Genomic DNA, 16,334 nt, shown 5'->3' with positions numbered 1-16,334 from the left:
AAATAAAATGTTACCTGGATCCTCTGCTTGGTCTCGAGTTTCCGCCACCACCATTACTGTTTCCACCACCACCATTGCTGTTTCCTCCAGATGATCTTGGTGAACTTGATTGTGTTGGGGGCGTGCGGTCTACATATGGATCTCTTACGGGTCTTTCAACTCGTGTAGGCCGAGCCTGTTGAGTAGTAGCGGGACGAGTGGCACGTGAAGGCCTGGCATAATTGCCGTTGGAAGAAGTGCTTCCAGGTCTTCCTGTGCGTTCATAAATAGTACCATTCTCTGTACGTCCAACAGCACGCGAACCCCGATTCGCATTTCTAATCAAGTTCGGGTTTCCTGAACCTAAATAAGGGCGCGGGTTATTATTTCTCTGGTTGCCGACTACGCCACCGTAACCATATCCACCATTGCCATATCCATATCCGTAACCACCATATCCGCCGCCGTAATAGGAAGTAGGACCCCAGTAACCGCCGTAATAAGGATTTCCATAACCCCATGAGTTATATCCGAATCCTCCGCCGAAGCCACCACCAAAGAGGCCGGTACCAAACCACATGGAATAACCCGGACTGAATAGACCTTGATTATAGAAAAATGGATCATATCCGTAACCATACCATGGGTTGTAACTGTAGGTATACCAGTCGTTATAGTAACTTCTGTATGGAGAAGCATACTGAAAGCGGTCTATGCGGGAAGCATAACCGTAATCGTAGTCATAATCGTTGTTATCCCCGTCGCTATACGAATTGGCGGCATAATCTGTGTCTCCTGTCGCATAATCAGTACCTCCATAAACCTGCTCTTCGGTACGATAGGTTTTTTCCGGGGCAACCGGATAATCAACCTCTCTGGCTTTAGCCTGAGCATTGTAAACATCATCGTTATCTGCGGACTGCTGTGCCACCTGCATGGTCGAACAGGACCCCAATAATACAGCGACTGCTGCAATCATGGGAAGTATTAATTTTTTCATTGTCGTGTGTGTTAGATCTCCAGTTTCCCTGTCTCTATACTATGACGTAAGATCCGGGGAAAACGTTACGTCGATTAGTTTAAAATAGCCCGGTTTGTTTTATAACTTTACGGACACTAATATTGTGTTAAAAATACGAAAAAAACTATAAAAAATTACTATGAGTAAGGGTATTACAAGCAAAAACGACGATTATTCCCAGTGGTATAATGAACTTGTTACAAAAGCAGATCTGGCAGAGCATTCCGCAGTGAAAGGATGTATGGTAATCAAGCCGTACGGTTATTCAATCTGGGAAAAAATGCAAGCAGCTTTAGATAAAATGTTCAAGGACACCGGTCATAGCAATGCTTACTTCCCTCTTTTTATACCCAAGTCGTTTTTCTCTAAAGAAGCTGCTCACGTAGAAGGATTCGCTACTGAATGTGCGGTGGTTACTCATTACAGATTAAAAAACGATGGCAACGGTAATATTATTGTGGATCCGGATGCAAAATTAGAGGAAGAATTAATTGTTCGTCCAACATCAGAAACTATCATCTGGAATACGTACAGAGGCTGGATCCAATCCTACCGGGATTTGCCTTTATTGATCAATCAATGGGCCAATGTAGTGCGCTGGGAAATGCGTACCCGTCTGTTTTTACGGACCACTGAGTTTTTGTGGCAGGAAGGACATACCGCGCATGCAACATCAGCAGAAGCAGTGGAAGAAGCAGAACGTATGCTGAATGTGTATGCCGATTTTGCAGAAAACTGGATGGCTATGCCGGTAATTAAGGGGATTAAAACAGCCAATGAGCGCTTTGCAGGTGCGGTAGAAACCTATTGTATTGAAGCTTTAATGCAAGACGGAAAAGCTTTGCAGGCGGGAACATCTCATTTCCTGGGACAGAATTTCGCAAAAGCATTCGATGTGAAATTTACCAGTAAAGAAGGAAAGCTGGATCATGTGTGGGCTACCTCATGGGGCGTGTCAACTCGTTTGATGGGTGCGTTGATTATGGCACATTCTGATGACGCAGGTTTGGTATTGCCTCCTAAATTGGCACCTATCCAGGTGGTGATCGTTCCGATTTACCGGAATGACGAAGATCTGGCTCAGATCTCCGAAGTGGCTAAGGCATTGGTTGCGGAATTGAAAGCCAAAGATATTTCGGTAAAATATGACGATCGGGATACACAACGTCCGGGATTCAAATTTGCCGAATATGAGTTAAAAGGTGTACCGGTTCGAGTTGCCCTTGGTGGTCGTGATATGGAGAATGGAACGGCAGAAATTGCGCGGAGAGATACAAAAGAAAAGCAGACGATTAGTCGCGATGGATTAGCCGGATACATTGAAACATTATTGGACGATATTCAAACTAATATTTATTCGAAGGCGTACAAGTTCAGAGCGGAGAACATTGTGGAAGTAGACACATATGATGAGTTTAAAAGGCTTCTGGACGAAAAACCAGGATTTCTGTCCGCGCATTGGGATGGAACACCAGAATCGGAACAAAAGATAAAAGAAGAGACTAAAGCGACGATCCGTTGTATTCCATTAGATAATAAATTGGAAGATGGGGTATGCATTTATTCAGGTAAACCGTCTAAGCAACGGGTTTTATTTGCGAGGGCATATTAAAAGAGGTTTAAAGGTGTCTTAACAAGCATTTTGGGATTTGAAGAAAAGGCGGGGATCATAAACAAGGCAATTTAGCTTGTTGTGATCTCCGCCTTTTGTATATGTTAAGTATAAATTGTTTAAACCGCTTTCCAGATGACATCAGTAAACCATTTTTTTGAATCCATTAAATGCAATACAGGTTCGAAACCTGATTTAGAAGCAAACTGATCCACCTCTTTCAACGAATACTTATGTGAGGTTTCGGTGAAGATGCATTCATTTTCCTCGAAAATGATTTGTTCTCCGGCGATTTGTACGGTTTGTTTGGTTTTGCTGAACAAGTAACTTTTACAGGAGCCGGTTTCTGGGTCGTAACTTTCATAGTGACGGAAATTTTGCAGGTTGAAGTCCGCACCCAGCTCTCTGTTTAGCCTGGTTAGTAAATTCAGGTTAAACTGTTCGGTGATTCCTTGATGGTCGTTATAGGCATTGAAAATAACCCAGGGGTCTTTTTTTAAGTCGAAACCAATTAGTAAAAAGTCCCCTTCAGCTAAATGATCCCTCAGGAGAGTGCAAAATTCCAAGGCTTCATCAGGGGGCATATTGCCGATGTTTCCACCCAGAAGGAGTATTAATTTAGGACGATCAGATCGGGAAACCACTTCTTTTAATCCTTCAAAGTATTCGGCCTGGATTCCTTGTAAATTAATCCCCGGAATGCGTTTAGGAAGCTCATCATGAAGCAACTGGATGACGTTTCCCGAAATATCAATGGGATAATAGGTGAAGTTGATATCGTTGTGAACCAGGCATTTCAGTAATTCGGAAGACTTTATAGCATCACCTGCACCGAGTTCAATCAGATCAAAGCCATTCGGGAAGATGGAGAGGGTATGCAAAATATCCATGCAGCGGTCTTTGAAAATCTCCATCTCACAATCAGTGAGGTAATATTCAGGGATTTTCATGATCTGCCTGAACAGTTCGTCGCCTTTTGCATCGTAGAAATATTTGGCGTGCATGTATTTAGGAGAGGCCAATAGGCCAGTAAGGACATCGACTTTTAATTGCTCAGGGAGGACGTAAGTTTCCGGGGAAGATTCAGTTTCAGTATTCATAGGTAGATTTAGATTGCTAAACGGATTCCGGTATATTGCCAGTTTAAATGGGCATTGAAAAAGTTGCGATAGGTAATACGGCTATGCTCCGGGGAGGTAACCTCTGAGGAGCCACGTAAAACCATTTGATTGATCATGAATTTGCCATTATATTCGCCAATAGCGCCTTCGGCACGTTGGAAACCGGGGTAGGGAAGGTAGGCGCTTTCAGTCCATTCCCAGCGCTTTCCAAAGGATAGATCAGGTGCGGCTACTTCCCATTCGAACTCAGTAGGAAGGCGTTGGCCTTTCCATTCCGCATAGGCGTGCGCTTCATAATAGTTGACATGGTTAACAGGTTCATGTTCATTTATTTCGATCAGTCCATCCAGTGTGTAGTTAAACCATTTGCCATCGATGAGGTGCCAGTATAAAGGAGCTTTCGTTTTATGCGTGTTCACCCAATCCCAACCTTCCGCATGCCAATGCCGGAAGTTCTGGTAGCCACCATCCTGAATGAATTCCAGGTACTCCCCATTGGTCACCAGGTTCCTGTTGATGGAGTATTCCCCCAGAAATACCTTGTGCAGGCCAAGCTCATTATCAAAGCTGAATCCCTTGTCCTTGTACCCGATCTTATAAATTCCTTCACCAATGGTCAGAAATGGATCCAGGGGGATAGCAGGTTGTTTAATCTCTACTTTCTCTCTATCCTGATAATAGGAAGGAAACAAAGGGTTATGGCCTAAAATATACTTGAGATCGGTGAATAATAACTCCTGATGCTGCTCTTCATGGTTAAGACCTAAAATGATAGTGGCTCTTAAATCGTGGTCTGTAATCACACCCTGGTTTAAAAACGAAGCCATTGCTTCATCTACATATTTACGGTAGGTATAGATGTCTTCTACAGATGGGCGGCTCAGGTTTCCACGGTCCGTACGGATGACGCGGGCTCCTAAAGTTTCGTAATAGCTATTGAATACAAAATTATAATTTGGGTCATATTCCTTGTAGTCAGAGATATAGGGCTTAGCAACAAAGGTTTCAAAAAACCAGGTCGTATGACCAAGGTGCCATTTAGGCGGACTTACAAAGTCTACAGGTTGTACGACATAATCCTCCGTTTTCAATGGAGCACAAATCCACTCTGTACGCTTTCTCACCGCAAGATATCGAGCAAATAACATATTCAAGTTATTAATTCATGTATTAAGTGCTTAAACATGAAATTGTTTTAATTTTGGCATTTACAAGAGAAGATTATGAAATTCGGAACAAAGGCTATACATGCGGGTCAGCATCCTGACCCAACAACAGGGGCAGTGATGACACCAATTTATCAAACATCTACTTATTGGCAGAAATCGCCGGGTGACCATAAAGGGTTTGAGTACTCGCGTGGAACTAATCCGACAAGGAAGGCCTTGGAAGATTGTTTGGCTGCATTGGAAAACGCCCGGTTTGGATTAGCATTTTCAAGTGGGATGGCTGCTATTGATGCGGTATTGAAGTTACTGTTGCCGGGAGATGAAGTGATTACTGGGAATGACTTATATGGAGGATCGTATAGGATTTTTACGAAGATCTTTGCTAATTACGGAATTAAGTTTCATTTTATTGATTTATCGGATCCGTTGGTGATTAGGGAGTATTTGAATGCTAGGACTAAGTTGATCTGGATAGAGACACCTACTAATCCGACGATGAAGATTATTGATATTAAGGCGGTATCTGTGATTGCTAGAGAGGCTGGGGTGCTGCTTGCGGTAGATAATACTTTTGCTTCGCCGTATTTGCAGAATCCAATGGATTTGGGAGCAGATATTGTGATGCATTCGGCAACTAAGTATCTTGGAGGACATTCCGATGTGGTAATGGGTGCTTTGATGTTGAATGATGAAGAGTTGTATAAGAGGTTGTGGTTTATATATAATTCTTGTGGGGCAACACCAGGTCCGCAGGATAGTTTTTTGGTTTTACGAGGAATTAAGACGCTGCATTTGCGGATGAAAGCACATTGTGAAAATGGACGTTTAGTTGCGGAGTATCTTAGGGCACATCCTCTAGTGGATAAGGTTTATTGGCCGGGATTTGAAGATCATCCGAATCATGCAGTTGCTGTAAAGCAGATGAGGGATTTTGGGGGGATGATTTCTTTTAGTCTTATAGATGCTGATTTGGAGAGGACATTTAAGTTGGCTTCGTCATTTAAGGTATTTTCATTGGCTGAATCTTTGGGAGGAGTGGAGTCGTTGATTAATCATCCTGCGAGTATGACTCATGCGTCTATACCTTTGGAGCTTCGTTTAGCTGCTGGGGTAACGGATAATTTGTTGCGGTTGAGTGTTGGGATAGAGGATATTGATGATTTGCTGGAAGATTTGCAGCAGGCAATAGGGGGGTAATTTTGAGTATTCATTCGATTATTTCGTCGTTAGATTCTCGGGGCTTGACTTTAGATTCGCTTGATTTGAAGGCGTTTTTGGATGAGAAGGTGGAACTGTATAACCGGCCTTCGTTTATTGAGTTTGATCCGATTGTGATTCCGCATCAGTTTTCGCGGAAACAAGATATTGAGATCATGGGTTTCTTTGCTGCGATATTGGCTTGGGGGCAGAGGAAGACGATTATCAATAAGTGCAGGGATTTGATTGAAAGGATGTCTGGGTCGCCTTATGAGTTTATCATGGGGCATCAGGATACAGATTTGAAAGCGCTATTAGGTTTTAAGCATAGGACTTTTAATGATACGGATCTTTTGTACTTTGTGAGTTTCTTTAGAACGCATTATAGGGTGTTTGATTCATTGGAGGATGCTTTTTTGCCATCTTCTAAGTTAAGGTTAGGTTTAAGTAATTCCGGTATTGCTACTTCTTTTGAAGAGTGGATATGGGATAAAGCTTCGTGCTTTGAAGAAGGTCGAGCTCCTAACGGTCCGTTTGTTGAAGAAGGTTCTACTGTTCAGGGTTCATTTGGTGAAGATTCTGCCCCGTTCCCTTCAGTTGATTTTTCAGCAGAAGAGATGTTGAATCATTTCAGGAGTTACTTTTTTAGTTTGCCTGATTTTCCAAGGAGGACGATTAAACATGTAAGTTCTCCTTTGCAAAAGTCGACTTGCAAGAGGTTGAATATGTTTTTGCGCTGGATGGTTCGTCAGGATGATAAAGGAGTAGACTTTGGAATTTGGAACAGGATTTCGCCATCGCAATTGATTTGTCCTTGTGACTTACATGTAGACCGGGTAGCTCGAAAATTAATGTTGATCAACAGGAAACAAACAGATTGGCTTACGGCAGTGGAATTGACTGATCGCTTGAGGTCCTTTGATCCTGTAGATCCGGTACGATATGATTTTGCTCTTTTTGGTTTGGGGATAGAAGAGAAGTTTTAAAGAGAATTAGTATGACAAATAACGATACAATTGTGGCATTAGCTACACCATCAGGAAGTGGAGCCATTGGAGTAATCCGGTTATCAGGACCTGATGCCATTACAATTACAAAAACTGTTTTTAAAGGAAAGGATTTAAGTAAGCAGGCCTCTCATACGATTCATTTCGGAACGATCCGGGATGGGGAGGTGATCTTGGATGAGGTATTGGTTTCCTTATTTATCGGTCCGCATTCTTATACCAAAGAGCACGTGGTGGAGGTTTCTACCCATGGATCCGCTTATATCATCGAAAGTATCATTAAGTTATTTATCCGTACAGGAGCAAGGGCTGCAAAGCCAGGTGAATTTACGTTAAGGGCCTTTTTAAATGGAGGTATGGATTTGTCGCAGGCCGAGGCCGTTGCAGATTTAATTGCTTCGAATTCGGCTTCTTCGCATTTAGTTGCTATGCAGCAGATGAGGGGAGGGTTCTCTTCTGAGCTGAAGGGTTTGAGGGATCAGCTGATTCATTTTGCTTCAATGATTGAGCTAGAGCTTGACTTTGGGGAAGAGGATGTGGAGTTTGCAAACCGGGATCAGTTGAGGAGTTTGACTTTAGCGATTCATGCGGTGTTGTATCGGTTGATCAGTTCTTTTGAGCAGGGAAATGTGATGAAGAATGGGGTTCCTGTGGTTATTGCCGGTAAGCCTAATGTTGGTAAGTCTACTTTGTTGAATGCTTTGTTGAATGAGGAGCGGGCTATTGTTTCTGAATTTGCCGGGACTACCAGGGATACGATTGAAGATGAGATGTCTATCAATGGGGTCGTATTTCGGTTTATTGATACGGCAGGGATTCGGGAGACTGCTGATGTGATAGAGGCTCAGGGCGTATTGCGGACAAAGGAAAAGATGAAGCAGGCTCGATTGATCCTGTATCTTTTTGATCCGGAACAAGGGGTTGAAGAAATAGAGGTGCAGCTTGCTGAACTTGCTTCGTTGGGTATTCCTATTGTTGGAATTGTGAATAAGAGTGACTTATTGGCTCCTGCTGTGATGGAAGTTATGGAGGGGTTGGAGTTGGTCTTTATTTCGGCGAGGGAAAAGGTTGGAATTGAGGAGTTAAAGGTTGAGGTACTTCGGAAAGTGAATTTACATCGGATTAATAATGATGAAGTTATTGTAAGCAATATCAGGCATGTAGAAGCGCTAAGGAAGACGGAAGAGGCGTTGGATCGGGTGTTGTATGGTTTGGATAATCCGGTTACATCTGATTTTTTGGCGATGGATATTAAGCAGGCGTTGTATTATTTGGGGGGAATTACTGGGGCGGTGACTACGGATGATTTGTTGGAGAATATTTTTTCAAAGTTTTGTATTGGGAAATAATGAAGGATTGAAAGTTCTGAAAATCTCAAACACATTGCTAAGTATAATTTGAACCATCTAAATCTTAAGTGAAAAGAACTCGATAACAATTTTAAGGATTTATTCCCCTGAGAAAGCTATTTGATGAACTCCAGCAACTATATAAGGGTTTTGCGATTGTATTGCCATCAATGTTTTTGCGAAACGTGCATAAATTAACTCAACATGAAAGATTACAATGATGCTATATTTGAACGAATTCTTTCATCTTATCTTTTATCAACGCAGATTTTAGATTGGGCTAAAGTGGATAAAATGCCTGATAAAGCAATAGATTATCCATAGAAAATAGAGTAGACAATAATGTGGCTGATTTGAACATTAAGCTGAGTGGAAGAAAATTTGAAGAAATGGTTATTATGGAAAGCAATCTTTCGAAATTACTTGAAGAAGAACCTGTTATGCTCTAGATATAATGTCACGATTGTTGTGTTATAGTGTAGAGGTTGTTTAAAAGAAGCAATAGATTATTTGCAAACATTTATTAAAATAGTTATTTACTAACTTGCAGTGGCAATTACATAACTTATTTTTATCGTATTAAAGTATTCTTGCTTAAATTAGCAAATCATCGTTAATTTTTTCAGAGCAACGCCTTTATGTCATTATTTCAAAATTCAGTAATTACAAAGCAACTTCAAAGTCAAGATAGGTCAAAATTGATGTTGCAGTGGAATATATTTAAGAACCACTTTCACAATACACAAATCCAAGATAATATTCGTAACAGTAAAGAAGAGCAATATCAGGGAGAGTTCTTAATTGATTTGTTCGTTTATGTATTAGGCTATGTGAAAAATCCTACACCAAACTTTACATTAACATCTGAATATAAGAATGTTAAAGACAGTAAAAAGGCTGATGGAGCTATTCTTATCAGTAACAAAGTTAAAGCAGTAATTGAACTAAAAGGAACAAATACTACGGATTTAGGCAAAATAGAAGTTCAAGCATTTGGATATAAAAACAATCAACCAGAGTGCGTTTATGTAATAACTTCGAACTTTGAAAAGTTGAGGTTTTATATAGACAACGCAACAGAGTTTTTAGAGTTTAATTTATTCCTGCTTACAGAAAAAGAATTTGAATTGCTCTATTTATGTTTGTCTTATGATAGTATTGCAAATGATATACCTAAGAAATTAAAAGAACAATCTTTAAGCAAAGAAAAAGACATTACTAAAGCTTTATATTCTGATTATTCAGAGTTCAAAAGGGAATTGCATCGAGATTTAGTAAAACAAAATCCTCAGTTTGAGGCATTAGGGTTATTCAAAAAATCACAAAAATTATTAGATAGATTTTTGTTTCTGTTCTTTGCTGAAGACCGCCAATTGTTGCCACCTAATTCTGTACGCTTGATTTTGAACGACTGGCGAGATTTACAAGAACGCGATGAGAACGTACCTCTGTACAATAGATTTAAAAAGTATTTTGAATACCTAAATACAGGATTTAAGGGCAAGCGTTATGATGTTTTTGCATATAATGGTGGCTTGTTTAAGCCGGATGAGGTTTTAGACATTATCAGAATAGATGACGAGCTATTGTATAAACACACTTTGAAATTATCAGAATATGATTTTGAAAGTGAAATTGACGTAAATATTCTCGGCCATATTTTCGAGAATTCATTAAATGAATTGGATGAAATTAAAGCACGATTAGAGGGAACAGTAATAGACAAAGCAACTACTAAAAGGAAAAAAGATGGTGTATTTTACACTCCAAAATACATAACGAAATACATTGTTGATAATACTATCGGTAAATTGTGCACTGATAAAAAAGCAGAATTTAAAATTATTGAAGAAGAATATTTTACTGACAAAAAAAGAAATATACTTACTAAAAAACCTTTATTAAATAAATTAATCAATTACCGTAACTGGCTTCTAAATATTAAGATATGCGACCCCGCTTGTGGAAGTGGAGCTTTTCTAAGCCAAGCCTTAGATTTTCTAATTGCCGAACATAGGTACATAGACGAATTACAAGCCAAACTATTAGGGGAAGCATTGGTGTTAAGTGATATTGAAAAGAGCATTTTAGAAAACAATCTTTTTGGTGTTGATTTGAATGAGGAAAGTGTAGAAATAGCAAAACTTTCTTTATGGTTACAAACAGCCAGACCAAACCGAAAACTAAACGATTTAAACAACAATATTAAATGTGGAAATTCATTGATAGATGATGTTGCCATTGCAGGAGAGAAAGCATTTAATTGGAAAATGGCGTTTCCTGCAATATTTGACAACGGTGGTTTTGACGTCATTATTGGAAATCCACCATATGGTGCCTTTATTGATAAAATAAGTAAAAATTATTATCAAAAAAAATTCAATACCTTTCAAGGCAACTTTGAAATTTATTTCTTTTTTATTGAACTAATAAGTTCTATTATAAAACCAAAAGGAAAAATTGGTTTTATAACTCCTGATACTTGGATAAACATTCCGCAAGCAAAAAAATTAAGAGAACATATCTTAGAACTTTATGGACTTAATAACATAGTAATTTTTAAAAATTCAGTTTTTGAAGATGCAAGTTTGAATGCGATAGTTTTTATATTAACATTAGAAGGACAAAATGAGGAATGTGAAATTGTAAATTTTGATTCTAAAGTTGATAATCTTTCAAATGTGTCAAATATTACCAAAGTAGGCTTTATAAAAAATTGGAAGAATTCAGAAGACAAACAATTTCAAGTTTTACAAAATGAAGCAGATATATTAATTATTAATAAAATAAACTCAAAATCTCAAGTCGCAAGTAAATTTATTGATGTTTGTCAAGGGATTGTTCCATACTCTACGGAATACCTAACAAAAGAAGAAGTAAAAAACAGAGTTTATCACTACAATCAGCCTTTAGATGAGAATTATGGAGTTTGGATTCAAGGAAGAGCAATAAAGCGGTATACTTTAAACGTTTCCAATAATGAATACTTAAATTATGGTGCTTGGTTACATCGTGCACGAAAGTTTAAATATTTTTTTGAGGACAGAATTTTGATTCAAGAAATAACTGGTGGTAAACCTCCAAGAATTTCAGCAATTAATTATTCAGGTAAATTATTTCATGATCCTGGAATAATATCATGTATAAATATTTCTTGTCTAAACACAAAATACCTTCTAACATTAATAAATTCTAAGCTTCTATCATGGTTTAATATAATGAATTCTCCTAAAGGAAATAGATTAACGTTTCCAAAGATTTTAATTGGAGATATACGGAAACTTCCAATTATTGAAATTACTGTTGAACAACAAGCTCCGTTTCTTGAAAAAGCAGATTTAATGTTATCATTAAACATAGATTTACAAGAACATTCTCAAATGTTTCAAAGAATATTACAAAGAAATTTTGATTTGGAAATTTTACCTAGAAGGTTACAAGATTGGTATTTCTTGTCTTATGCCGATTTTATAAAAGAATTAGAGAAACAAAAAGTAAAACTATCGCTTGATCAAGAGGTGAAGTGGGAAAGGTTTTTTACTGCGGAAGTAAAAAAAGTTTTATCATTGAAAGCAGAAATAGATAGTACGGACAAAAAAATAGATGCTTTAGTATATAAGCTTTATGATTTGACTGCAGATGAAATACACATTGTTGAGAATTGCTAATTGTTAATTCTCAGTATTATTGTAATATAAATTTTACCTCTTTTCTCATTAACATATTTTCTAAGTCAAGTTCAAAAAATTCTATTCAATTTATGAAAATAACGCAACTTACAATTACGAATTTTAGATTGTTAAAAGATTTTTCTATGGATTTGGAAGAAGAACTTTCTTTGGTCATTGGAAAAAATAACACTGGAAAGACATCTATCCTTGCTGTTCTCGACAAATTTTTGAATGAGAAAAGTAAATTTTCTTATGATGATTTGAATATAGACTTTAAAAACGAACTAGAAGGTCTGATAAAATCTGAGGTTATTCCTGAAGTATTTACACCTAAAGGTATCAAGCTAAAGGTGTTTATTGAATACAACGAAAAAGATGATTTATCAAATGTTAGTAGAGTATTAATGGATTTAGACCCTGAAAACAATAAGATTGTGTTGGGGTTTGAATACACAGTAAGCTATAATGACTTCCTGAAGTTTAGAGCTGACTTTGCAATATATACAACAAAAGAAAAGATAAAAGTTGATGACGGAAAGAAAAGCAAACCTGGTAATCTAAATGATTTTTTAAGGAAAGAGTTAGAAAATTATTTTTTTACTCATAAACTATCTATTGAATACGATGTGGCTTCTAATAAAGCTAATGATGCAAACTTCATAGACCTTGAAAGTGAAGGGATTAGTATTAAAGATATTTTAGGCTTCAAATATATTAGTGCAAGACGAGATGTAACTAATAAAGAAAAGGAAAATACATTGTCTAAGCATACATCCAACCTTTATAAAAAACAAGAAGATAACGCCGAAAAAAATCATGCTACTGAAAATTTCAAAGACCAACTTTCAGAAACTGATAGTACATTAAGCAATATATACAAAGACTTGTTCAGTGATGTAATTAAAAAAGTACAAGATTTTGGGGGGATCAAGCTTAATGATACGGATATAGCAATTATTTCAACATTACAACATAGGGAATTACTTGAAGGTAACACAACTGTAGTATATACCCATGATGACCATAAGCTACCAGAACACTATAATGGTTTAGGGTATATGAATCTGATAAGTATGATTTTTGAAATCGAAATTCTCGTGCAAGATTTCAAAAGAGACAAAGAAAAAAAGCCAGCAGATATAAATTTGCTCATTATAGAAGAACCGGAAGCACACACTCATCCACAAATGCAATATATTTTTATAAAAAATATAAAAAAATTGCTTGGTGAAGGTGTAAAACGAGAGGATGGAATAAATCGACCACTTCAATACATAATAACAACACATTCATCTCACATTGTTGCTGATAGTGATTTCAATGATATCAAATATTTAAAAGCAGAAAACAAAAATAATGTTGTTGCAAAAAATTTGTCTGATTTAAGAAAGCAATATGATACTGATCCAAAACAATATCAATTCTTAAAGCAGTATTTAACTATTAGCAGGGCTGAAATTTTCTTTGCTGATAAGGCGGTTCTTATTGAGGGGGATACTGAAAGAATATTGATACCAACCTTTATGCGGAAAGTAGATTTAGAGGAAGAAACTCGTTTAAAAGCAGAAGGTAACGAAGACACTTTTCTGCCGCTATTATCTCAAAATATATCCATAATTGAAGTAGGAGCGTACTCTCAAATCTTTGAGAAATTTATCGATTTTTTAGGTGTTAAATCTTTGATTTTAACAGATATCGATGCAATTAAAGTATTAAAACAAGATGACAAAGGGCAAGATGTTTGGGGAGCTTGTCCTGTTGTTGAAGGAACAAAAACAAGTAATTCAGCGATTAATCATTTTTTAAAAGAAATTGCTTGGAACGACTTGATGGCATTACCCATAGCCAACAGAATTATTATTGTGGGAGGCTCTTCTGTTTGTATATGCTATCAGCAGGACGAATTAAACGAAAACGACGAAAAGTATAATGCTAGGAGTTTTGAAGATGCATTTATTCATATTAATCGTGCATTTGTAAATGGTAATAAAGATGAATTTCAAGGGCTACAAAACCGAAAGTTATTTGATGACGTTGTAAGTAATGCTTATTTATTAGCAAGTTCGTGTATAAAAAAGAAAACTCATTTTGCATTAGATATTTTATATCATAGTGATAAAGAATTTAGTAATTGGAATATTCCTTCATACATCAAAAATGGTTTATTATGGTTGAAGGAAGATTAAACTTGGAACCCGAAGTACAGAAAATCTTCGAATCAATTGATGCTGGAAGAAACTTTCTTTTAAGTGGCGGTGCAGGAAGTGGTAAGACCTATTCACTGGTAAGTGTTATTCGTCAGGTACTAGCTGAAAATTCGACAGCAAAGGTAGCTTGTATGACATATACCAATTCAGCAGTGAAAGAAATTGAAGAAAGAGTAAATCATAAGAACCTAAATGTATCTACAATTCATGACTTCTTATGGGATAGTATAAAGCACTTTCAAAAAGAACTTAAAGAAGCAATCATTTCATTAGCGAATACTGAAGACGTTAGCAAGATATTAATTGATAATCTAAATTCTGTTCCTGATAATTTCTTCGACAACTTACCAGATGGTATACAATACAAAGAGTTTATGCGGTTGCGTGAAGGAATAATTTCCCACGATGAATTGCTTATAGTTGCAAACTACCTTTTTAAGAATTACCCCAAACTTAGCAGTATTGTAAAGGATAAATATAAGTTCATATTTATTGATGAATACCAGGATACCAGTAAAACTGTTGTGGATACATTTCTCAATCACTTTAAGAAAAGCGAAAGGAGAAATGTTATCGGCTTTTTTGGCGATGCAATGCAATCAATTTATGAAGATGGGATTGGAAATTTAAATGAGTACAAAGGAGACGATGCAGGTACTGTAAATGAAATTTCAAAGACACAGAACAGAAGAAACCCTCAACTAGTAATAAATTTAGCTAATAAACTCCGTACAGATGGTATTATACAAGAACCTTCTACCGACCCAAATGCACCCAATATGTTTGGAGGTGTTGTAAAGCAGGGAAGTGTATTGTTTTTGCATTCTACTGATGGTAATATTAATAAGGTTGAGGAATTCTTAAAAGAGAATTATGATTGGGATTTCCATAATTCAAAAGAGACAAAAGAATTAAACCTCACTCATAATTTAATAGCAGGCAAAGCAGGGTTCAGAACGTTAATGGATATTTACGATAAAGACCAGATAATAGGTTTTAGAGATAGAATTAAAAAATTCATAAAAGAGAATGCTCTTCCGACTGATTTTTCAGAAAACACATTCGGTGAGGTAATTCAAATATTGCAGTCAGGCAAAAGTGGTAGAGAGATGAATGCTGTTAGTCCTACTAATACAATGCGGGCGTTTATTGGTATTAATGCAGAATTATTTGAATATGCAAAATCGTTAAAATACTCTGAATTTTCTAAAATGTATGTAGATAAAGACCAGTTACTTGATGATAAAAAAAATGATGAAGATGATGGCAATAAGAAGGGTTCTAAAAGAGATAATCTAATAAAGCATCTATTTAAAATTCAAATTAATATTTCTCTGTATAAAAATAGAAAGTATAATGAGTTTCTAAGAGCCACTGACTATCGTTATAATATAATAAGTATAGCAAGTAAAAGAACACTAAGAGAAAATATTGATAGCCTTGTAAAAGTTGGCGATAAAACAATAGAAGAAGTAATTACTGATGCCAACGAGAAAGGCATTTGTATTATTGATGACAAACTCATTGATTTCAAAGAGAAGAAAGGATATCTCTACAATCGTGTAAAAGATGTCAGATTTAGTGAATTTCAAAAGTTATTTGAATATTTAGAAGGGCAAACGCCATTTTCAACACAACATAAAACTAAAGGTGCTGAATTTGATAATGTTTTGGTTATTCTGGACAATGGTGGTTGGAATAATTATAATTTCGGAAATCTTTTTTTAGAAACGGGTTTGGCGACTGTATTAGAAAGAACTCAAAAAATATTTTATGTCTGTTGTACCAGAGCAAAAAAGAATCTAGCGGTATACTACCACAATCCAGATGCACAGGTAATAGAAAAAGCAAAAGAGTGGTTTTCTAATGGTAACGTAATTGAAATCTAATTTTTGCATTAGTTATGATAGCTATCTAATAATCAGTATTGCTTTGTTTTTTGTACTGGGAGGAAAGGTGCTTAGTTCTATGTATTAGAGATAGGACTAAAGTAAATGTGAT

Annotated in this window: 10 protein-coding genes; 7 read left to right on the top strand and 3 right to left on the bottom strand. The window is 36.8% G+C overall.

The features are described from left to right. Nucleotides 1-10 precede the first annotated feature (10 nt). On the bottom strand, nt 11-979 hold the full coding sequence (locus BFL47_RS00200) for a hypothetical protein (protein ID WP_139125709.1): 969 nt from the start codon (nt 977-979) through the stop codon (nt 11-13). Nucleotides 980-1,139: 160 nt separating this feature from the next. Here BFL47_RS00200 and proS point away from each other — a divergent pair, with 160 nt between their 5' ends. Then, entirely contained in the window at nt 1,140-2,612 is a 1,473-nt protein-coding gene (gene proS, locus BFL47_RS00195) for a proline--tRNA ligase (RefSeq protein WP_069657777.1), read from the top strand. A 119-nt stretch (nt 2,613-2,731) separates the two neighbouring features. Here proS and BFL47_RS00190 read toward each other — a convergent pair whose 3' ends face one another. Together BFL47_RS00190 and egtB are read right to left on the bottom strand one after the other, a co-directional pair. Continuing rightward, the gene (locus BFL47_RS00190; protein ID WP_069657776.1) at nt 2,732-3,712 is read right to left on the bottom strand and encodes an L-histidine N(alpha)-methyltransferase; all 981 of its coding nucleotides are present in this window, start codon (nt 3,710-3,712) and stop codon (nt 2,732-2,734) included. A gap of 8 nt (nt 3,713-3,720) precedes the next feature. Then, nucleotides 3,721-4,881 (bottom strand): ergothioneine biosynthesis protein EgtB, encoded by a 1,161-nt coding sequence (gene egtB / locus BFL47_RS00185; protein WP_069657775.1) that lies wholly within the window; start codon nt 4,879-4,881, stop codon nt 3,721-3,723. 75 nt (nt 4,882-4,956) lie between these two features. On the opposite strand from egtB, the gene BFL47_RS00180 reads away from it, so the two are divergent. The 6 genes from BFL47_RS00180 to BFL47_RS00155 all read left to right on the top strand — a co-directional run bounded on the left by BFL47_RS00180 (nt 4,957) and on the right by BFL47_RS00155 (nt 16,222). Next, on the top strand, nt 4,957-6,099 hold the full coding sequence (locus tag BFL47_RS00180; RefSeq protein WP_069657774.1) for a cystathionine gamma-synthase: 1,143 nt from the start codon (nt 4,957-4,959) through the stop codon (nt 6,097-6,099). Between the two features lie 44 nt (nt 6,100-6,143). Then, entirely contained in the window at nt 6,144-7,085 is a 942-nt protein-coding gene (locus BFL47_RS00175) for a TIGR02757 family protein (protein WP_069658022.1), read from the top strand. 11 nt (nt 7,086-7,096) lie between these two features. Further along, nucleotides 7,097-8,455: a tRNA uridine-5-carboxymethylaminomethyl(34) synthesis GTPase MnmE gene (gene mnmE, locus BFL47_RS00170; RefSeq protein WP_069657773.1), complete on the top strand. Its 1,359-nt coding sequence runs from the start codon at nt 7,097-7,099 to the stop codon at nt 8,453-8,455. A gap of 638 nt (nt 8,456-9,093) precedes the next feature. Continuing rightward, nucleotides 9,094-12,123, top strand: coding sequence for an Eco57I restriction-modification methylase domain-containing protein (locus BFL47_RS00165; RefSeq protein WP_069657772.1), 3,030 nt, complete (start codon nt 9,094-9,096; stop codon nt 12,121-12,123). 92 nt (nt 12,124-12,215) lie between these two features. After that, nucleotides 12,216-14,312 (top strand): ATP-dependent nuclease, encoded by a 2,097-nt coding sequence (locus tag BFL47_RS00160; protein ID WP_069658021.1) that lies wholly within the window; start codon nt 12,216-12,218, stop codon nt 14,310-14,312. Next, nucleotides 14,294-16,222: an ATP-dependent helicase gene (locus BFL47_RS00155; protein ID WP_069657771.1), complete on the top strand. Its 1,929-nt coding sequence runs from the start codon at nt 14,294-14,296 to the stop codon at nt 16,220-16,222. The genes BFL47_RS00160 and BFL47_RS00155 overlap by 19 nt, the downstream gene beginning before the upstream one ends. Nucleotides 16,223-16,334 lie beyond the last annotated feature (112 nt).

The organism is Arcticibacter eurypsychrophilus (assembly GCF_001730525.1).
Classification (GTDB): Bacteria; Bacteroidota; Bacteroidia; order Sphingobacteriales; family Sphingobacteriaceae; genus Arcticibacter; species Arcticibacter eurypsychrophilus.
The sequence above is the reverse complement of the archived record's forward strand: the minus strand, read 5'-3'. Positions and strand labels throughout refer to the sequence as shown.

Coding starts and splice junctions, on each gene's coding strand:
- mnmE (WP_069657773.1), top strand. CDS start 7,097: ATGACAAATAACGATACAATTGTGGCATTAGCTACACCATCAGGAAGT.
- BFL47_RS00160 (WP_069658021.1), top strand. CDS start 12,216: ATGAAAATAACGCAACTTACAATTACGAATTTTAGATTGTTAAAAGAT.
- BFL47_RS00180 (WP_069657774.1), top strand. CDS start 4,957: ATGAAATTCGGAACAAAGGCTATACATGCGGGTCAGCATCCTGACCCA.
- BFL47_RS00190 (WP_069657776.1), bottom strand. CDS start 3,712: ATGAATACTGAAACTGAATCTTCCCCGGAAACTTACGTCCTCCCTGAG.
- BFL47_RS00155 (WP_069657771.1), top strand. CDS start 14,294: ATGGTTGAAGGAAGATTAAACTTGGAACCCGAAGTACAGAAAATCTTC.
- proS (WP_069657777.1), top strand. CDS start 1,140: ATGAGTAAGGGTATTACAAGCAAAAACGACGATTATTCCCAGTGGTAT.
- egtB (WP_069657775.1), bottom strand. CDS start 4,881: ATGTTATTTGCTCGATATCTTGCGGTGAGAAAGCGTACAGAGTGGATT.
- BFL47_RS00200 (WP_139125709.1), bottom strand. CDS start 979: ATGAAAAAATTAATACTTCCCATGATTGCAGCAGTCGCTGTATTATTG.
- BFL47_RS00165 (WP_069657772.1), top strand. CDS start 9,094: ATGTCATTATTTCAAAATTCAGTAATTACAAAGCAACTTCAAAGTCAA.